Genomic DNA, 19,132 nt, shown 5'->3' with positions numbered 1-19,132 from the left:
TAGTTTGCAAAAGAGTAAGATAACAGTGCCATGCTAGAGAACGTGTACTATTAATGGAATAGCGATTTGTTTATTAGGAATATAAATGAAATTTATATCAGAAACAGAGTAACTTTTTAGTTTCGTAACTGTTTATTTTCCAGTAGAAGTGACAGCAATAGAGCAAGAAGCATAACGCTGCCACCAATCACGAAAGAAGCGGTAATAGCATGACTGAAAGCAAGTTCAATACTAGGTCTAAGTCCTGCTGGTAACCCTGCTACAGCGTCCATTCCCCCGTTGATGATTCCCTGAACATCAATATCTGGACTGATTTCACTCAAACCATCATGAAGCCTGGTTGTCATCACGCCTCCAGATACAGCAACCCCTAAAGCCCCTCCCAACGAGCGGATAAATGCCATACTTGATGTTGCTTCACCCAAAGCGTTTTTGGGCGCTGCATTCTGAACGATCACGGTAGCATGCGGCATGGCAATCCCCATACCCAAACCAAGGATTGCTAGGCCAATGAGAAACCAATAGGTATCTTTTTGAAGGTAAGCTAGTACAGCAAAAATGCTTAACCCCAACGCTTCCAGGGCAATTCCCGCCATCATGAACAGTTTAGGTCGATTCAGCTTTGACGAAATTTGGCCACCAAAAACTGAGGTTAAAAGCATAGCGATAATCTGTGCCAGCAACATTGATCCGGACTGTGCAGCACTCAGACCCAGCACTAGTTGGAAGTAGAGCGGCAAAAATACCATCGCACTCATCATCGCAAATCCCATACAACCCGTGGTGACAGAACCAATCGTAAAATTGCGTATCCGGAACAAACTTAATGTCACGATCGGCTCTACGGCTCTACTCTCGACATGGATGAATAAGACAATAGAAATCAATGCAATTGTTGCAATCACTCCCGCAGTAAAAGACTGCCAGGGAAAGAGTGTCCCACCAAGGCTGAACAACAACAGAATACTTGTGGCTCCACACGCCATCGTAACTGCTCCGCAAACATCAATAACATGCTTCTTACGTGCTTTTAGCGTAGGTAATGAGTTCCACAGAATAAATATAGCAATTAGAGCGATAGGTACATTTATGTAGAAAATCCACCGCCACGACAGTGCTGTTGTCAGCGCTCCACCGAGAATAGGGCCTGCAACAGCAGACATCGCAAAAGTACCAGTGAATAAGCCTTGGTAACGTATGCGTTTCCTTCGGTGTGACTACATCACTGATCGTCGTCTGACACAGGGTCATGACGCCTCCGGCACCGATACCCTGAACCAACCGGAAAATAATTAGTTGCGTCATCGACTGAGCAACACCACACAAAATCGACATCATCATAAACAAGGTGATAGCCAATAGAAGTAGTCCTCTGCGACCATACATATCACTAAGTTTACCGAAGATCGGTGTCGCGACCGTTGAACTGAGCATAAACGCAGTCACCACCCAAGATAGATGAGCCAACCCTCCCAGATCGCTGGCCATAGCCGGTAGAGCCGTATTAACGATACTCTGATCGAGAGACCCAAGAGACATTGCTAACATCAACCCGGCAAAAATCGGACGTAATGCTTTGGGGGATACTTTTTCGCTCCCATCTTCGAATGATTTATCAGAAATCTTTATATCTGTTGTTTTCAAGGCTCTTTAAGCTCCTTCATATAGGACAATCGCCTAACTTAAAGCATTATTATCAATAAGTTATATATAATTTGTTTTATTGTAACTGCAAGTAGGGCGGGATGTAAGGAATGTTTTCAGAGTCTGCGTTAATATCTTCATGATCAATAGGAAAGGTATGATCTCTAGCTTTATTTGAATAGAAAATCAGAATCATATCACCCTGCCCAATGAATTAACTTCGAGACTCAACACCTAAGATTACTTTCTAATGTAGCTCCCAAACGTTAGCTGTGATTTTGTCCATCTATTGATTAATGGCTGACTGTAGCTGCTGTTATTTGGTCAAAAATAACAGCACTGCTATAAATACCAGTGCTATGTTATAAAACGGATGTTATTGATGAAATATCGATTCATTTATTATGAATATAAATGAAATTTATATCAGAAATGAGGTAACTGGCTGACTTCCAGGCAGAGCGACCGAATCCAGCGGTGAGCAGGATCCCGATGTGAACGTTCATGCCACGCCATACTTTTAGTAAAACCAAGGACTTCTAACGGCGTATCCATGATAACCAGATTATCGTGACGGCAAGCTAAACGCCTTGGTACCACGGCAATCATATCGGTAATTCTTAAAATTTCAGGCAGTACCAAAAAGCTATTTACTGATAGTCCGATATGGCGGTTGAGCTTCATTGTAGCAAGTGCATCATCTGTCGGCCCCCAAAAACCACCTTTGCTGGACACCAGAATATGTTCTAAAGAGCAAAATTGCTCCAATGTTATGTGACCAGAAACAGCCGTAGGATGATCAGCTCGCATCATGCATACATATTGCTCTTCGTATAACGCACGACCGTGTAACTCTTCGGGCGTAGTCTCTGGCGTCACTAATGCCAAATCCACTTCGCCTTGTTCCATCTGCCTTAAAAGGCTGTCTTGATTCACAGCAATGACTGCCACTCTGACTCCTGGCGCTTGCTTTTTAAGCTCAGCCATTAATGGAACAATGACAGCCTTCAGAGCATAATCTGTAGCCGCTATCGTATAAGTCATTTGGGCGGTTTGAGGTTCAAAATGTATCGGCTGTAACAGTAGGTTGATATCAGCCAGAACCTGTTTTATTGGCCCAGCCAAGGTTAGCGCTCGCTCTGTCGGAACCATTCCACGCTGAGAAACGAACAAAAAGCGGATCGTCGAAATAATCTCTCAAACGTGTCAGCATCGCACTCACTGCTGGTTGCGTCAGTACTAAACGTTGAGCGGCTCGAGTGACACTGCCTTCATCCATCAATGCATCGAATGCTTTGAGCAGATTTAAATCTAAATTTCGGATGTCATTATTCACGTCAGTTAAATACTCCTAAAATAATCATCTCTTCTTAAACGATACTAACATTCCAACCTTTCATACACGCTTCATTCGCATTGTTTTAACGTATCTTCAATGACTTTGACTACTTGATCATAGCGCCGCGCAAGTTGGGAATGACGTTTACTAACCAGATAGACTGGCTCTTTGACATTTTTTTCAATGTCCAATACCTGCAATTCATCCCGTTCGGGAAATAAACTGACACAACATTTCGGCACCACCGTAAAACCGATTCCTTTTGAAATTGGCACCAAAATTTGGTGAATTTGATTAATGTAACTTTGCGTTGAGATACCATCGAGGTCCAACTTTGATAGTAGTGATAAATCAGACTTCTCAACATAAGTTTGAAAATAATGCGATAGATCCGGATGGCGTATAACGCCAAGTTTCCGACAGCACTTCATCAAGTGGTAATGCGGTATTTACAAATTTAGGAACAACGAAAACCAAAGACTCGGTACCAACTACCTTGCTATCGAAATACTTGGGATTAGGCTTTTTAGTCACTAAACCAATATCAAGTGTTCCGTTTTGTATTTGCTCAAACACTCGATGATTGGGTGTAGCTTCAAGTTCAATTGAAAGATTGGGATATTCAGATTGCAATGAAAGCAATTCCGGGTATATCAACCAGGCAAAAGTCCCTGAACAACCAATGGTGCAACGACCACTAAAAGGTTCATCTCTTCCTAAGTCTTGTAATAACTCGGCTTCGTCTTCCATTCGTTTGAGAGCATATTGATACACTTTGTCGCCATAAACTGTTAACTCAAACTGTTTGTTGAATCGTCGTATTAACTGATACCCACACGCAGATTCCAATTTATTTATATGCTGACTAACACCAGGCTGGGTCATATTGAGCACTTCGGCAGTACGGGTGAAATGTCCCATTTCAACCAGAGTTTTAAAAGTATTAAGCCAGATAGGATTCAGCACTTTAATAACCTTAATTTATCATAATGAGAATATTTAATAATTTTTTATTTCATAAGGCAAATTCTAAAATGGCATAACATGACTTGAATTCAATAAGGAACTGCTTAATGTCAGCCACAAACACATACCCAAGAACCTTCTCCCATATCGGTATCTCAGTACCGGATCTGAAAAAGGCCGTGAAGTTTTATACCGAAGTGCTTGGTTGGTACCTGATCATGGAACCAACAACTATTGTAGAAGACGACAGTCCTATCGGTGAAATGTGCACCGATGTTTTTGGTCAGGGTTGGTCAAGTTTTAAGATTGCTCACCTCTCAACTGGTGATCGAATTGGGGTTGAGATATTCCAATTTGAAAATGCGAAAAATCCGGAAAACAACTTCGAATACTGGAAAACCGGCGTTTTCCACTTCTGCGTGCAAGATCCAAACGTAGAAGAGCTGGCTGAAAAAATTGTTGCCGCCGGCGGTAAAAAACGTATGAAAGCACCTCGTTTTTACTACCCGGGTGAGAAACCATACCGTATGGTCTACATGGAAGACCCTTTCGGTAATATCTTAGAGATTTACAGCCATAGCTACGAATTAACTTATTCGAGCGGTGCGTATAACTAAGCCCACCCAATGTTAAAGGAACGGAAAATGAAAGCTGTCACCTATCACCCGGAATCGGACCGCTTTGCGGTCACGAATATCGCAGAGTCAGAGTTAGAAACACCCTTCGACGTTATCGTCGAAGTCCATGCGGTTGGTCTTAATCCGGTTGATGCGAAAATTAATTACTGGTTTGGAATCACTGAAGCTGGTAATCGTGACATGGTTGGCGGGCTTGATGTCTCTGGTGTGATTGTTGCTAAAGGTAGCCAGGTCAGCGATTGGAATATCGGTGATCGTGTTCTCTATCACGGCAATATGCGCCGCCGTCAGGGTGGTTTTGCTTCATTTTCCGTTCATGACTCTCGTACATTAACGAAACATCCTGACCTATCCGATATTGAAGCGGCGGCGTAGGAAGCTATGCACTCCAACTCAGCCGCTATTTTCAGCTTGATACCATCATTGCTGTCTGCTCCGAACATAACTTTGATTACGCTACATCATTAGGTGCAACGCACTGCCTCGATTATAGGGATCTGCGACTTCTCACCAAGGTGAACGCCATCGTCGAAAATCAGGCGGTTGAATGTGCACTGGATTGTATCGGAGGTCCGGCACAGGCACTGACTTCCTCAATACTTGGCTTTGACGGGCAATTGGTGGAATTGGTAAGCACCATTGATTCTACACAACATCAAAATGCATTTGATCGCGGGTTAACTATGCATCAGTTAAGTCTGGGAGCCGGTCACGTTAATGGCAAAATGGGCATGAAATCGATCACTCAAGCAGGTATTGCCATGAATACCCTTCTTGAGCAGAACATCATTGCTTCTCCGCAAACCAACACAATTACCTTAAGCGATATCCCGGAAATTCTTAACCAAATCAGGCAAGGGCATTCCCGGGGAAAATACGTCGCAAAGATTTAGATATAAGTGAGCGTTATACCCCATATCCTTTTTTGTGATTGGAGTGATAAGCTCAAAAATCGGATGATATCACCATCAACGAAACAACATGTTTCACTATTCAAACATAAGGAATTCATTATGAGTGACATCATCTGGCCTGAAGGCTTTTTACCCGGTTTTACTGACAACTACTGTTCAAATGAAGTGATTGTCGCTGGTCTTTCGACAAAAGATATCTGGCCTCTACTTAACACGCCTGCATTATGGCCAACTTACTATGCTAACTCTGCTAATCCTCGTTTTTATGACGAAAAAGGCCCTGAGCTAGAAAATAATGTTCGATTCTATTTCGAAACTTTCGGTTTCCCGGTTGAGTCGCAATGTGTTGAACATGTTGCACCGGTAGAAGGTCAACCTGCACGTGTTGCATGGCATGGCTGGTCAGGCGAAGGTGACACTCGTTTAGATGTACACCATGCCTGGTTAATTGAAGATCTTTCTGGCAATCGAGTTCGCATCCTGACTCAGGAAACCCAAAATGGTAACCCTGCTAAAGAATTAGCGGCAACTAAACCAAACCCAATGATTAATGGTCATCAGGAATGGTTAGACGGTCTGGTTGAAGCAGCCCGTAAAGCAAAATAACAATGACTTTGCTCCACTAAATTCAGAAAGCCGCTCTCAAGGTCCTTGAGAGCGGCTTTTTTGCTCTATATTAAAAATAACGTTACAAAACAATAAGCTCTGATTATGGCAAATATTAAAAACCTTGATCTGAATCTTCTTCGCGTCTTTGACACTCTGATGGATGAGAAAAACGTCTCCAGAGCGGCTGAAAAACTCTCGGTCAGCCAGCCGGCGGTCAGTGGCATGATGACACGCCTGCGACACAGCCTGGACGATCAGTTATTTATTCGCAGTCAACATGGCATTGTGCCAACCATTCGTGCACAAGAGCTATCGGGACCAATAAAAAAACTACTTAGAGAACTGGATGCGGTTTTAGAACCTACCCTATTTGAGCCGCAGACAGCTGAACTCACCCTCTCTATCGCGGCCACGGATTATTCTCTGAGTGCCATTGTTGAGCCGTTTTTGCTTAAATTAAGAGACCAGGCACCCAACATCAAAGTCTCGGTTCGCTGGATTAATGAGCATGAACTTTTCGAACAGATGGAACGCGGGATCATTGACCTCGCATTAACGACGCCCGAAGCGTCTCCTGTGGATTTACGAGCCAAAACCTTATTTGAGGAGACCTATGTTTGCGTTTCTCAGAGACAGGCACCCGCTGCTTGAAGATAACACTTTAACACTTGAGCAATTTTGTAGTATCGATCATGCGATTGTCTCTTATGTTGGCGGTGCATTTGAGGGAATGACAGATCAAGTATTGCGCTCACTGGGCAAACAGCGTCGTGTCGTGCTATCCGTCCCGAGCTTCTTATCACTGGTCGACATTTTAAAAACCAGCGACCTGTGTGCCGTCGTACCAAAACGTCTCATCAAGAACGTACAGGGACTCACGACAGTAAATCTTCCGTTTGAAGTGCCCGGATTTACCAAAATCATGGCGTGGCATGAAAGAACACATGACAGCGATGCACATCGATGGATTCGAGATGCAATTGTTAAGACGTGTAATGAGATTTGAATGGCTCCAGATATTGGATTCACTGATGACGACAATAACAAAATACGATTAGAGTGATAACATTCGATCGGTCATGATTTAACCCGATAAGTACTGCTCGCTCTTCTACCAACATGACAAGATTTGAAATATGAAAAACGTTGCTTTTCTGGGTTTAGGTGCAATGGGCGTTCGCATGGCCGCTAACATTCTCAAAGCTGGCCATCAGGTTACTGTTTGGAACAGAACCACTTCCAAAGCGGAAGAACTCGTTATTAACGGTGCCAAGTTTGCACAAACACCACGTGAAGCCGCTCAGGATGCGGACTTTGTTATCGCAATGGTTCGTGACGACCACGCATCCAAGGAAGTTTGGCTGGATCCTGATACCGGCGCTTTTAGTAGCATGAAAAAAGGCGCAATCGCTATAGACAGCTCAACACTCTCGGTTAACTGGGTAAAAGAGCTCAATCAGCATGCTTCCGAGCGAAATATTCCCTTTATTGAAGCGCCAGTTTCCGGCACCAGACCACAAGCGGAATCCGGACAATTGATCTATCTTGTTGGCGGCACGCAAGAAGCTTATGAAAACAGTAAAGCGTTACTGGAAACCATGGGCTCTGTCATTAACTACACTGGCGAAGTGGGCAATGGTGCATTAGCAAAACTTTGTACTAATACGCTTTTGGGGATGCAAGTCGCCACGTTAGCTGAGCTGATTTCAACCTTACAACGTCAACAAGGTGCGGACGTTGAAAAGATCATTTCAGCACTATCTTCAACCGCTCCGTGGAGTGCTTCGGCAAACGCTATATCGACAATGATGCTTAACCAGATGTTTGCTCCAATGTTCCCCGTTGAGCTGATAGAAAAAGATTTCTCTTACACTCTGGAAACAACCGGACACACAACGCCTGTCATTGAAGCTGTGCGTGATGTATTCAGAAAAGGGATAGAAGATGGGATTGGTGATGAGAACATGACTGCAGTTATCAAATTGTACCAATCTTAAAAAACTCATTCAGGCAGAGCCGGTGTGTCATTGGCTCTGCCTGAACTTGTAACTTTCTCTGACAAAAGTGGTCAGCAAAACTGACCTTAGAGCTACACTATTCTTTAAGCTGTATAGCCAACACATACTCACACTACTCCTGCTTTAAACAGAAGAATTTATATGAAAATAAATACGTTAGTTACACTATCTGCTATCGCGGTTTCTCTCTCTGTCAGTGCCCAAAGTGATTTAACATTTAACCAGCATATCTACACTGAAAACTCTACCGAAGTTAATGGTCAAACGGTTGAATTTCGTGCTTACGAAGGCATTCCATACGTCAAAAACCCAGTAGATAGTGAGTTACAGACACTCAATATTTATGTTCCAAAAGGCTACTTCAAAGACCAAATTATTTCAGGTTATACCATACAAACCGCACCAATCTTCTTACCTAACGGTGTTGGTGGTTATATGCCGAGTAAACCACTGATCCCAGAGGCTGATGAGAATTCCCATTCAGCGAATGCTTTGTTGCTTGCACTCCAACACGGCTATGTGGTGGCGTCACCAGGCGCACGTGGACGAACCAGCCAAAATTCACAGAGTGTGTACACAGGGAAAGCCCCTGCCGCCATCGTTGATTTAAAAGCCGCCGTTCGTTATCTGCATTACAACGATAAATATATCCCCGGGGATGCCAATAAAATCGTATCTAACGGTACCAGTGCGGGCGGTGCGCTATCTGCATTATTGGGCGCAAGTGGCGACCAAGACATCTATGACAGATATTTAGACAAATTAGGAGCAGCTCCGGCTTCGGATAAGATTTACGCCGTCTCTGCATTCTGTCCGATTACCGACCTTGACCATGCCGATGCCGCCTATGAATGGCAGTTCAACGGCTACAACGATTATAAAAAAATGGATATTTCTATGTTGGATTATCATATCCAACGACAAGAAACCAAGGGTACACTGACCAAAGGTCAGCAAGCCTTATCGGACGCTCTGGCCAGGCAATTTCCAGGCTACCTGAATGGATTGAAGCTGCATGACTCAAATGGTAACCCATTGACTCTGGATGATAATGGTAATGGCAGTTTCAAGCAGTATGTTATCTCTATCATTCAGAAACTCGGCTCAGTCAGCTTTGGACAACAACACAGATTTAAGCCCATTCAACTGGCTAACAATCACCAAAGGAAAAGTAACGCACGTCGATTTCGACAAATATCGCTCTTACGCTATTCGCGCCAAACTTCCTCCCGCCTTTGATGCGTTAGATCTCAGTGCAGGAGAGAATGAACTATTTGGTAATGCATCGAGCAATGCCATGCATTTTACCGCTTATTCCTCCGAACATAGCTCAACAGATAACTCGGCGACGGCTCCGGAAGATGTTGTTTCTATGATGAATCCCCTGAGTTTTATTCAACCAGATCAGCAAGGTATTGCGCCACACTGGAGAATTCGTGTCGGTACCAATGACCGCGACACCTCGCTAGCCATTTCAGCTATCTTAGCGACTCGACTTGAAAATGCTGATTACGATGTCGATTATAAGCTTGCCTGGGATCGCCCTCATAGCGGTGACTACAATCTGGATGAGCTGTTTAGCTGGATTGATAGTATCAGTCAAAACTAAAGTTTACGTCTTTATCTGATAAGACCCCGGTACACTAGACACTACACTGATTAGAAAAAGTAGGTCAAATACTTATCCGTAAAGTCTGACGGATAAATGCGCTAGCTTGGAAAGGGGCAGAAACAAGTTACGCCGAGTACCCAGGCTGAGCAATCAGGCGTGCAATGCTGATGCGGCCTAACTATCGATATCTCTGTACTCTATACTTTGCTAAACTCCGCCCTTTGATGAGCAAGGCCCCTGAAATGATGACTGACGAAGAGAGAATCGAACTACAACAAAACAACCCGCTGCACGGGTTAAAGCTAGAGACGATGTTGCAAGAGTTGGTAGATTTTTATGGCTGGGAGATTCTCGATACAGCCATGCGCTTTAACTGCTTCAATACCAAGCCTTCCATTGCAAGTAGCGTGAAGTATTTAAAGAAAACCGATTGGGCGCGAGAAAAGTTAGAAAACTTTTACCTGTATCGCTTTAAGCGCATGCCACGCGCGAGCGAAGAAGAATACAATTTACCACCGAGAGCACGTACGTTCCCTCATGGTCTTGAACCTAAAGAGCCGATGCCGCTCACCGTTGAATCCATTCTCAACTCACAAGCGAAAGCCGCATCTACATTTAAGAAACGCTCAGCTCGCGGACGTTCGCCACGTCGCTAGTCCCGCTTGCTTGCAAAGCAATAAAGCCCTGCTGACAGATCCAGCAGGGCTTTATTGCTGTTTCAACGGGCCAACGACAGCGACTCACCTAACGGGTTCACCGCCGCCAAACAACGTCCGAAATTCTACCAAGTTGTAGTTTACATCTGCTACTGATTACGCGTTTTCTTGTTTTTACCTGTACCGGCTGGCTTTGCCCGTGGTTTCATGGGTGCAAAGTAGGCTTCACTTTGATCGTCTTCGACTTCAAAGCCCTTAACCTGCTCGCGTTCAAGCTGGAACTTATTTTTCTTTTCTATCACTTTAAAGTGGTGGTAGTCATCGTAATCGATCAGAGACAGACCGAGGCCCACTTCACCCGCACGGCCACTGCGCCCGATTCGGTGCATATAGTCGGCAGGACTACGCGGAAGATCAAAGTTAATCACCACGGGCAGTTTTTCAATATCAAGACCGCGCGCGGCGATATCGGTAGCGATCAGGACTTGAATTTCACCCGACTTAAAGCCCTCAAGCACACGGGTACGAGCGCCCTGCCCTTTGTCACCGTGGAAAACTTCCGCTGTGATGCCGCGTTTTGACAGTTTTTGCGCTAAGTGGTTACAGGCATTCTTAGCGTTCACAAAGATTAAAGTCTGTCGCCATTGATGCTGTTTGATGAGGTGTGCCAGTACCGCCGTCTTCTCACCTTTATTGACACTAAACACGCGCTGCACCAAAGTGCTGGCTTCTGCGCTCTGGAGCTGGACTTCAACAGGGTCGTTCAGTAAATGCTGAGCCAAAGTGGTGACTTTGTCAGGGAAGGTTGCAGAGAATAGCAGTGTCTGTTTCTTCTCGGGCAGTAAAGCAAGGATCTTATTGAGTTCTTCGGTAAATCCTAAGCTCAACATACGGTCGGCTTCATCGAGCACGAGCGTTTTTACCTGGTCGAGCTTAATCGCGTTACTTGATACCAGATCAAGCAGCCGCCCCGGCGTAGCAACAATGATGTCACAGCCACCGCGCAGGGCCAGCATTTGCGGGTTCACCGATACACCACCAAATACGGCAACCGTTTTGATTTTATCTCTCAGATGATATGAGTAGGATTTAACGCTGTAAGCCACCTGCGAGGCCAGTTCACGAGTCGGAACCAGAATCAGATGAGAAACGAAGTTGCCACGACGATCATTGGATTCCCCTTGCTGAAGAATTTTCTGCAAAATGGGCAGCGAGAAAGCGGCCGTTTTACCTGATCCTGTATTGGCCCCGCCGACCATATCCCGGCCATCAAGCACATGAGGGATGGCACGAGATTGAATAGGGGTTGGTTGGCTATATTCTAACGCTGCTAGTCGCTCGACTAAGGTTGGAATCAGGCCAAGATCGGCAAATGTCGTTGGCTGTGTTTTGTCTGTCATTACGATGTGTGGCTCAGTACTGGGTAAAGGCCGTGTATCTTATGCTATTTGGCAGCGGGGTGTTAGCGATAATGCGCCAAACTGGCCAGGTTTGCAGCAGAGCGGTTGGGAGCAGAGCAATGGGCTCAGGGGCTTCCTTTACCTGATATTCTTTCATCCCCCTCCTGATCAAACATCAATGATGCTGGCAGTGGTGACTGCTCACTTACTCCTTGGGCTGGTGACCCGTCTGCTTGGCAAGCTTTTGCATCGCCTCGGCAAAGGTCGTTACCCCACCTTTAGCTTGAACCTGCATGACCTTATACCCCATCTTTTCCAACGCCTGGCGTTCTGCCTGAACAGCTTGGTCATCTTGCTGACTGCCCTGTGCAGGCTGATGAATGTAACATCCTTCTAGTTTGCCATCTTCGATCAATTGGTGGTGTTTCAGTGCATCGATATCAAATTTCATAATCAGTCTTTTCATTAAAAATAGGGAGTTTGTGGCAGGTTACATTCGCTTCAACGGTTTCACTACGCTGTCCAGTCCTTCAATTTTCAGTGCCAGGCACAGTTTGAGCAAATCACCGAGTTCACCGCTTGGCCAGCCCTTTTTATCGAACCACAGCAGGTACTCTTCCGGCAGGTCGATGAGTGCACGGCCAGCGTATTTGCCAAATGGCATTGGCATTCGGGCCAGTTTAATCAGGTTTTCTTTTTCCAGCATAAGTTACGTGCCTTACTTCGATATCAACGCATTATCATCGCGTAAGCTTAGTCAAACCTGAAGTCTACCCTGCTTTTAATATCAAGGATACTTTACCCGGCTTGCGAGCTTCACCATGTCAGTCACTGAGCAGAAAAGCTCAAGGATTTGGTCAGTAAATTCACACTGTCAGCAAATCCATGCGCAATCGCATGTGTATAAAATTTACTCACAAAACACTATCATAAACCTGACTTAAGCTGACCTGATATTAACAAAAGCGCATATGGTCCTGGCTAGTATGTCATGGTGCACGTCGCACTGAGATGAGGAGAAAAGTTATGAAGAAAGCACTTGTGATCTTAACTACTATGTCCCTGAGCGCTGGCGCTTTCGCAGCGATAAGTACGGCAGAGAAAGAAACCACCATCGCCACTGGTGCGTATCAGTCGCAACAGTTGGCGTATGACGCTGGCTTTCAAATGGTCGATCACCTCAATCAGCTGCCGGGCGACGAACTGGCGCAGGAACTGAATATCTTTGACGCCCAGATTGCAACAGAAAGTTTGAAAGTGACCGATGCAGAAGTCAAAGTGGAACCATTTGCGCCCAAAGATGGCCATGTTCAATACCGTGCACTGGTTGATGTCGACTACCAATACACGGTGCGTGAAGGTCAGAGCTAATCTCACCGTTGTCAGAAACGTCTGCGAGCAGAGGGTAAAGGGGAACTTTACCCTCTGTTTTTTATTTATGCGAAAACAAACCTGTGTCCGGCCTGATCTTATGCCTTTGACGAAAACTCATACCCTTGGTGAAAACTTGTAACCGTGGTGAAAACTCATACCCTTAGCGAAGCAGCCACAAAAACCTTCGGAAACGAACATGGCGGATAAATCACCACAGCTAACAGAGAAAGTTGGAAGCTATTCAACAACTTTGTAACTCTCCTATTTGTTTTTATGTCCAAATAAATTCATATCAAACCTTTATCACAGAAATGTAACAATATTCGAACAACAATCCGACCTCTTTCGAACGAAACATTTTTAGCGTTCGAACTTTTACCATTACCATCGCATGAACGAGGTCACAATGTTTGGATTATTCAAACCCGATGCTCATATCGAGCGGCTGCCTGACAGCAAAATCAACAGCACGTATACACGCTTACGCTGGCAACTTTTTATTGGTATTTTCGTCGGTTATGCCGGCTACTACCTGGTGCGTAAAAACTTCAGCCTGGCCATGCCGTATCTGATTGAGCAGGGCTTCAGCCGTGGCGACCTCGGTGTCGCACTCGCCGCGGTCTCCATCGCTTATGGGTTGTCTAAATTTTTAATGGGCAGTGTGTCTGACCGGTCCAACCCCCGCTACTTTCTCAGTGCCGGGCTACTCTGTTCAGCGTTAGTGATGTTCTGCTTCGGTTTCATGCCTTGGGCAACCGGCAGTATCAGCGCCATGTTTGTTCTGCTGTTTCTTAATGGCTGGTTCCAGGGTATGGGATGGCCGGCCTGCGGACGCACCATGGTGCACTGGTGGTCACGCAAAGAGCGCGGAGAGACCGTATCCGTCTGGAACGTTGCCCATAACGTCGGTGGCGGCTTAATCGGCCCTATTTTCCTGCTCGGCCTGTGGCTGTTTAATGACGACTGGCGCACTGCTTTTTATGTTCCCGCTTTCTTTGCCACTCTGGTCGCGGTCTTTATCTGGTTCACCCTGCGCGATACTCCGCAATCGTGCGGCTTACCGCCGATTGAAGAATATAAAAATGATTATCCGGACGATTACGATACGTCACACGAAAAGGAGATGAGCGCCAAAGAGATCTTCTTTAAGTACGTGTTTGCCAATAAGTTGCTGTGGTCTATCGCGATTGCCAACGCCTTTGTTTACCTGATTCGTTATGGCGTTTCTGGACTGGGCACCGGTATACCTCAAAGAAGCAAAAGATTTCTCGGTGGATAAATCTTCCTGGGCCTATTTCTTATATGAGTGGGCCGGCATTCCCGGCACCCTGCTGTGTGGCTGGATTTCCGATAAGGTGTTTAAAGGTCGCCGCGCACCAGCGGGTATTCTGTTTATGATCCTGGTCCTGGCAGCCGTGCTGGTGTACTGGTTTAACCCGGCCGGCCATCCGGCGGTGGACATGGCAGCCCTGATCGCCATTGGCTTCTTAATTTATGGTCCGGTGATGCTCATCGGTCTGTATGCACTGGAACTGGCACCAAAGAAAGCAGCCGGCACTGCCGCTGGCCTGACGGGTTTGTTTGGTTATCTCGGCGGCGCAGTGGCAGCCAATGCGATCCTTGGTTATACCGTGGATCATTTCGGCTGGGACGGCGGATTCACCATTCTGGTCGGCTCGTGTATCGCAGCTATCGTATGCTTAATTTATGCGCTGGTTGGCGAGCATGCGCATCATAAAGCCAAACAGGCCCGGCAGGCTGAGCACGTAACGGGTTAATCCGGCAACACGAATTGATGTGACACTCTGCGCATCCTCAGCGGAGTGTCATTATCTTTCAACCTGCTTATGTTGGAGTACTCTCCTCAACGGACCCGTTATTCAACAACCGGTCACGTGACATTGATTGAGTTACAGGAATTTATTTATGTTTAAAACCATCAGTTTGTCTCTGCTTGCCTTGGCTTGCAGCAGCGCTGCGTTTGCCAACCCTCTGGTCATTGCCCACCGCGGCGCATCCGGATACCTGCCGGAGCATACCTTAGCGGCCAAAGCGATGGCTTACGCGATGAAGCCGGATTACATCGAACAAGATGTCGTCATGACCAAAGACGATCAACTTGTCGTACTGCACGATCACTATCTTGACCGGGTCACCGATGTTGCCGAACGCTTCCCAGACCGCGCCCGCAGCGATGGGCGCTATTACGCCATCGACTTTACCCTCGCCGAAATCAAAAGCCTGCGTGTTACTGAAGGGTTCAAGCTGGATGAGGACGGCAATAAAATCGCCGGATTCCCGCAGCGCTTTCCGATGTGGCAGTCTGATTTCCGTGTGCCGACGCTGGCCGAAGAGATTGAGCTGATTCAGGGCCTTAACAAGAGCCTGGGGTATGACATTGGTATTTACCCTGAAATCAAAGCGCCCTGGTTTCATCGCCACGAGGGCAAAGATATTTCTAAAGCGGTGTTAACGACGCTTAAGCAATACGGCTATGACAGTAAGGACGACAAAATCTATCTGCAATGCTTTGATGCCAACGAGCTGAAACGCATCAATGATGAATTACTGCCGCAAATGAACATGGATCTCAACCTGGTTCAGCTCATGGCCTATACCGACTGGAACGAAACCATGGTTTATCAGAAACGGGCAAGCCAAGCCGTACGACTATAACTGGATGTTTGCCGCAGACGGAATGGAGAAAGTCGCGCAGTATGCCGATGGCATCGGCCCCTGGAAACCTATGCTGGTTGATGAGAAATCAACCCGTGATCATCTGATGATTAAACCACTGATGAAATACGCCAAACAAGCGGGCCTGGTGGTGCATCCTTACACTTTCCGCGCAGATCCGGGCCGCATTGCGCCTTACGCGACCGACTTTAATGACATGCTTGATGTGTTTATCAATCAGGTCAAAGTGGATGGGGTATTCACCGATTTTCCTGACAAAGCGGTCTCGTTTTTACACCACAACTCCATGTAGCTGTGCGTTTATGCAACCTCTTCCCCAAAGGGGCACCACATAGATAGAGAAAGGGATATAGATAGAGAAAGGGACGCATACGCGTCCCTTTTTCATCGCTTGACCGGTTATAAACTCAGGCCACAGCAAAATGGTTGCGGATAAAGGATTTAATCAACTGGATAAAATCTTTCTCCGCCAGTTTGGCGCAGCGCAGTGTCTGTTCATGTGACAGCTCAACATCACCCAGGCCCTCTGCCATGTTGGTAATCGCACACACCGCCAGTACCGGCAGGCCGCAATGGGCGGCAGAAATCACTTCCGGCACCACAGACATACCAACCACATCACCGCCGATTATTTGCATCATGCGGATCTCGGCCGCAGTTTCAAAGTTCGGGCCGGTGTAAGAGACAAACACGCCTTCATTGAGGTGGATGTTCTGATCCCGGGCTACTTTCAGAGCTTCTTCACGCAGCGTCTTATCGTAGGCATTCGCCAGGCTGAAGAATCTCGGGCCGTAAGCGTCATCATTGGGTCCGGTCATGGGTGATTCCGGCATGGTGTTAATGTGATCGTTAAACACCACCAGCGAACCCACATCAATACGCTCCGGACGCAGTGAACCCGCCGCGTTAGTCACCAGCATAAACTCACAGCCCAAGCGCTTGAAGGTGCGAACCGGATTGGTCATCACTTTCATGCTCTGATGTTCGTAATAGTGGCCACGCCCTTTCATGCACACCACTTCAATACCAAACAGCGTCCCCATCACCAGTTCACCGGAATGGCCTTCTACGGTACTGACCGGAAAGCCCGGCAGTTGCTCGTAAGGAATCACCACTTTATCTTCCAGCTCATCGGCGATCACGCCCAGGCCTGAGCCGAGAATAAAGGCGGCTTGTGGTTTAAAGTCTGCTTTGTGCGCGTATATGGTTTCCAGTGCTTGGTTTACCGGATCACAGGACATGATCATCACCTCATTGTGTTGTTTGGTTCACTTTATCCCAATAACCGTACTGACAAAATCTCAAAATTTGGCACAATTATGCTCTTTACCAGCACAATTAGATGCCTTATGACCGAACTCGATCCCCGTATCACATTGAAAATGTTACGTTACTTCTACCAGGTCGCGCAGTGCCAGCAGTTCAGTCAGGCGGCACAACAACTCAATATCACCAAATCTCCGCTCAGCGCACAGATCAAAGAGCTGGAAAACATCCTGGATGTGACGTTATTTGAGCGTGACACGCGCAATGTGGCCCTGACCCGGGCGGGCCAGCAACTGCAGCAGGAGTGTGAACGAATTTTTGATGTGCTGGAAAGTTCACTCAGCCGGGTAATGCAGTCCAACCGCCAGGAAAAGCAGACCGTTAACATCGGCCTGATGAGCTCGATTTTCTGGGCTGGCTTCGGCGATGCACTGCACCAGTTGCAACAGGCCAACCCGCAAGTGACGATTAACCTACTGGAGATGCCGCCGGAAAAGCAAAAGCAGGCGCTGCACCAGCATCAGCTCGATATCGGCCTGGTACGCTATGCCGACAGTATTAATACCGCCCCGCTCAATAGCGATACCCTGTACGATGAAAAGATGGTGGTCTCCATCCCGGCCAGTCACTCGCTGGCTAACCAACCTACTCTCACCCTCAGGCAGCTGCGCCAGCAAGAATTTGTCATGCTGAAACAAGAGAAACTCTGCCTCTACCCAATGGATTCGCCAGCACTGCCTGAGTGCCGGGTTTGATCTGAAGATATTGCAGCAAGTGGTTGAGCCTAATACTCTGCTGGCCGTGATTTCCACTCGCGGTTTGCTGTCCATTGTACCCGCCAGTTATGCCAACCTGAGCTGGCCTCATGTGCGGTTTGTGCCGCTCCAGGAGCCGATTAGTGCCGATATCTGCGCCCTGTCCGCACCGCAGTCTCACCCGCTGACCCGACGCATTCTGAGTGAGCTTAGTCAGGCGTTAAAGCTTTAACTGTTTAACTGTTTAACTGTTTAATACTGCTGCGCACCACCAGCTCCGGCTCAAGCTGCACGGCCTGAGGAGTGCGATCCTGGTGCGCGAGTTTATCGAGTAAGGTTTCAACCGCGGCTTTGCCTAAGCGGTACTTAGGCTGATGGATAGTGGTCAAAGGCGGTGTCATAAATTTTGCGATGTGGATGTCATCGTAACCAATCAGAGAGACATCCTGCGGTATCATCACGCCATGTTCGCTGGCGGCGTTAATGACACCCATTGCCATCATGTCGTTCGAGACGAAGATCGCACTCGGTAACGGTCCGCGTTTCTGCATGGTGTTAAACGCAGCATAGCCGCCTTCACACTCAAAGTCAGACTCTACGATCCAGTCCGGATTGATAATCAGCCCCGCTTCGAGCACGGCACGTTTGTAGCCTTCATAACGCTGCTGCGCCTGCTGGCCAATCAGCGGCCCGGTGATACAACCGATCTGTTTGTGGCCGCACTCAACCAAATGCCGGGTCGCCATATAGCCGCCCTGAAACGAGTTGTCCTGAATTTTATCCGCAGCAAACAGCATTGGCCCCCAGTCCATCACCACAACCGGAATATCAGGGTAACGTTCGAACATGTCGATACGCTGCCCGATCAGGGTCGGACACATCAGGATGACGCCATCTACCCGCTTTTGCAGCAAGGTGTTAATCGAGGCATGCATCCGCTCCGGATCACCTTCGGTATTACACAAAATCAGGTTATATCCCTGATGATAACAACTGCGCTCCACCCCTTTTACCACCTCGCCAAAAAACGGGTTGGTCGAGGTCGTCACCAGCATGCCTATAGTTTTGGTACGGTTCATTTTCAGGCTGCGGGCAAGCGCCGACGGCGCATAATTGAGCTCTTGGGCTGCCCGGTTAACCCGCTCGGCAATCTCATCGCTGACAAAGCGGGTTTTATTGATGACATGGCTGACGGTCGATGTCGAAACACCGGCCAGTCGCGCAATATCTTTCATGGTTGCCAT

General features: G+C 47.0%; 22 protein-coding genes and 3 pseudogenes. 15 read left to right on the top strand and 10 right to left on the bottom strand.

Annotated features, from left to right (window positions below; translation table 11 throughout):
• Positions 1–116: 116 nt before the first annotated feature.
• From ABDK09_00125 to ABDK09_00105, 5 genes and pseudogenes are all read right to left on the bottom strand, one after another.
• Positions 117–1,163 (bottom strand): MFS transporter, encoded by a 1,047-nt coding sequence (locus ABDK09_00125; protein ID XAW87922.1) that lies wholly within the window; start codon positions 1,161–1,163, stop codon positions 117–119.
• A 52-nt stretch (positions 1,164–1,215) separates the two neighbouring features.
• Positions 1,216–1,539: pseudogene (locus tag ABDK09_00120) on the bottom strand (MFS transporter).
• A 531-nt stretch (positions 1,540–2,070) separates the two neighbouring features.
• On the bottom strand, positions 2,071–2,769 hold the full coding sequence (locus tag ABDK09_00115; protein XAW87921.1) for a LysR substrate-binding domain-containing protein: 699 nt from the start codon (positions 2,767–2,769) through the stop codon (positions 2,071–2,073).
• Entirely contained in the window at positions 2,738–2,980 is a 243-nt protein-coding gene (locus tag ABDK09_00110; GenBank protein XAW87920.1) for a LysR family transcriptional regulator, read from the bottom strand. The genes ABDK09_00115 and ABDK09_00110 overlap by 32 nt, the downstream gene beginning before the upstream one ends.
• A 363-nt stretch (positions 2,981–3,343) precedes the next feature.
• Positions 3,344–3,949, bottom strand: a complete 606-nt coding sequence (locus tag ABDK09_00105; protein ID XAW87919.1) for a LysR family transcriptional regulator — start codon at positions 3,947–3,949, stop codon at positions 3,344–3,346.
• A gap of 107 nt (positions 3,950–4,056) precedes the next feature.
• Between ABDK09_00105 and ABDK09_00100 the strand changes: the two genes are divergently transcribed.
• From ABDK09_00100 to ABDK09_00055, 10 genes are all read left to right on the top strand, one after another.
• The gene (locus ABDK09_00100) at positions 4,057–4,566 is read left to right on the top strand and encodes a lactoylglutathione lyase family protein (protein XAW87918.1); all 510 of its coding nucleotides are present in this window, start codon (positions 4,057–4,059) and stop codon (positions 4,564–4,566) included.
• 27 nt (positions 4,567–4,593) lie between these two features.
• A complete protein-coding gene (locus ABDK09_00095) occupies positions 4,594–4,962 on the top strand; it encodes an alcohol dehydrogenase catalytic domain-containing protein (protein ID XAW87917.1) in 369 nt (122 codons plus the stop codon).
• A 44-nt stretch (positions 4,963–5,006) separates the two neighbouring features.
• Positions 5,007–5,480: a zinc-binding dehydrogenase gene (locus tag ABDK09_00090; protein ID XAW88485.1), complete on the top strand. Its 474-nt coding sequence runs from the start codon at positions 5,007–5,009 to the stop codon at positions 5,478–5,480.
• A 120-nt stretch (positions 5,481–5,600) separates the two neighbouring features.
• The gene (locus ABDK09_00085) at positions 5,601–6,107 is read left to right on the top strand and encodes an SRPBCC domain-containing protein (protein ID XAW87916.1); all 507 of its coding nucleotides are present in this window, start codon (positions 5,601–5,603) and stop codon (positions 6,105–6,107) included.
• A gap of 105 nt (positions 6,108–6,212) precedes the next feature.
• Positions 6,213–6,761: a LysR family transcriptional regulator gene (locus ABDK09_00080; GenBank protein ID XAW87915.1), complete on the top strand. Its 549-nt coding sequence runs from the start codon at positions 6,213–6,215 to the stop codon at positions 6,759–6,761.
• Entirely contained in the window at positions 6,724–7,116 is a 393-nt protein-coding gene (locus tag ABDK09_00075; protein XAW87914.1) for a LysR substrate-binding domain-containing protein, read from the top strand. Before ABDK09_00080 ends, ABDK09_00075 begins: the two co-directional genes overlap by 38 nt.
• A 130-nt stretch (positions 7,117–7,246) precedes the next feature.
• Positions 7,247–8,107: an NAD(P)-dependent oxidoreductase gene (locus ABDK09_00070; protein ID XAW87913.1), complete on the top strand. Its 861-nt coding sequence runs from the start codon at positions 7,247–7,249 to the stop codon at positions 8,105–8,107.
• 162 nt (positions 8,108–8,269) lie between these two features.
• Complete coding sequence (locus tag ABDK09_00065) at positions 8,270–9,367, top strand: subtype B tannase (GenBank protein XAW87912.1); 1,098 nt, start codon at positions 8,270–8,272, stop codon at positions 9,365–9,367.
• A gap of 58 nt (positions 9,368–9,425) precedes the next feature.
• The gene (locus tag ABDK09_00060) at positions 9,426–9,737 is read left to right on the top strand and encodes a hypothetical protein (GenBank protein ID XAW87911.1); all 312 of its coding nucleotides are present in this window, start codon (positions 9,426–9,428) and stop codon (positions 9,735–9,737) included.
• Positions 9,738–9,982: 245 nt separating this feature from the next.
• A complete protein-coding gene (locus ABDK09_00055; protein XAW87910.1) occupies positions 9,983–10,396 on the top strand; it encodes a VF530 family DNA-binding protein in 414 nt (137 codons plus the stop codon).
• A 149-nt stretch (positions 10,397–10,545) separates the two neighbouring features.
• Here the strand turns inward: ABDK09_00055 and ABDK09_00050 are convergent, their stop codons facing one another.
• The 3 genes from ABDK09_00050 to ABDK09_00040 form a co-directional block, all read right to left on the bottom strand.
• Positions 10,546–11,796, bottom strand: coding sequence for a DEAD/DEAH box helicase (locus ABDK09_00050; protein XAW87909.1), 1,251 nt, complete (start codon positions 11,794–11,796; stop codon positions 10,546–10,548).
• Between the two features lie 205 nt (positions 11,797–12,001).
• Positions 12,002–12,247 carry a hypothetical protein gene (locus ABDK09_00045; protein XAW87908.1) on the bottom strand — a complete coding sequence of 82 codons (246 nt, stop codon included), beginning with the start codon at positions 12,245–12,247 and terminating at the stop codon, positions 12,002–12,004.
• 39 nt (positions 12,248–12,286) lie between these two features.
• Positions 12,287–12,502 carry a DUF3820 family protein gene (locus ABDK09_00040; protein ID XAW87907.1) on the bottom strand — a complete coding sequence of 72 codons (216 nt, stop codon included), beginning with the start codon at positions 12,500–12,502 and terminating at the stop codon, positions 12,287–12,289.
• A gap of 320 nt (positions 12,503–12,822) precedes the next feature.
• Here ABDK09_00040 and ABDK09_00035 point away from each other — a divergent pair, with 320 nt between their 5' ends.
• The 3 genes and pseudogenes from ABDK09_00035 (at position 12,823) to glpQ (ending at position 16,159) form a co-directional block, all read left to right on the top strand.
• Positions 12,823–13,167, top strand: a complete 345-nt coding sequence (locus ABDK09_00035; GenBank protein XAW87906.1) for a DUF3316 domain-containing protein — start codon at positions 12,823–12,825, stop codon at positions 13,165–13,167.
• Positions 13,168–13,576: 409 nt separating this feature from the next.
• Positions 13,577–14,948 (top strand): annotated as a pseudogene (glpT, locus tag ABDK09_00030) (glycerol-3-phosphate transporter).
• A gap of 148 nt (positions 14,949–15,096) precedes the next feature.
• Positions 15,097–16,159, top strand: a pseudogene (gene glpQ / locus ABDK09_00025) (glycerophosphodiester phosphodiesterase).
• Positions 16,160–16,274: 115 nt separating this feature from the next.
• Here the strand turns inward: glpQ and xapA are convergent.
• Complete coding sequence (gene xapA, locus ABDK09_00020; GenBank protein XAW87905.1) at positions 16,275–17,108, bottom strand: xanthosine phosphorylase; 834 nt, start codon at positions 17,106–17,108, stop codon at positions 16,275–16,277.
• A gap of 108 nt (positions 17,109–17,216) precedes the next feature.
• Between xapA and ABDK09_00015 the strand changes: the two genes are divergently transcribed.
• Together ABDK09_00015 and ABDK09_00010 are read left to right on the top strand one after the other, a co-directional pair.
• Entirely contained in the window at positions 17,217–17,888 is a 672-nt protein-coding gene (locus ABDK09_00015; GenBank protein XAW87904.1) for a LysR family transcriptional regulator, read from the top strand.
• 19 nt (positions 17,889–17,907) lie between these two features.
• Entirely contained in the window at positions 17,908–18,120 is a 213-nt protein-coding gene (locus tag ABDK09_00010; protein ID XAW87903.1) for a hypothetical protein, read from the top strand.
• A gap of 4 nt (positions 18,121–18,124) precedes the next feature.
• On the opposite strand, the gene ABDK09_00005 is transcribed toward ABDK09_00010, so the two are convergent.
• Positions 18,125–19,132, bottom strand: coding sequence for a substrate-binding domain-containing protein (locus ABDK09_00005; GenBank protein ID XAW87902.1), 1,008 nt, complete (start codon positions 19,130–19,132; stop codon positions 18,125–18,127).

Origin of the sequence: Vibrio sp. CDRSL-10 TSBA (genome assembly GCA_039696685.1) — a bacterium.
Taxonomy (GTDB): domain Bacteria; phylum Pseudomonadota; class Gammaproteobacteria; order Enterobacterales; family Vibrionaceae; genus Vibrio.
Note: the sequence above shows the minus strand (reverse complement) of the source record. Positions and strands in the feature narration are given on the sequence as shown.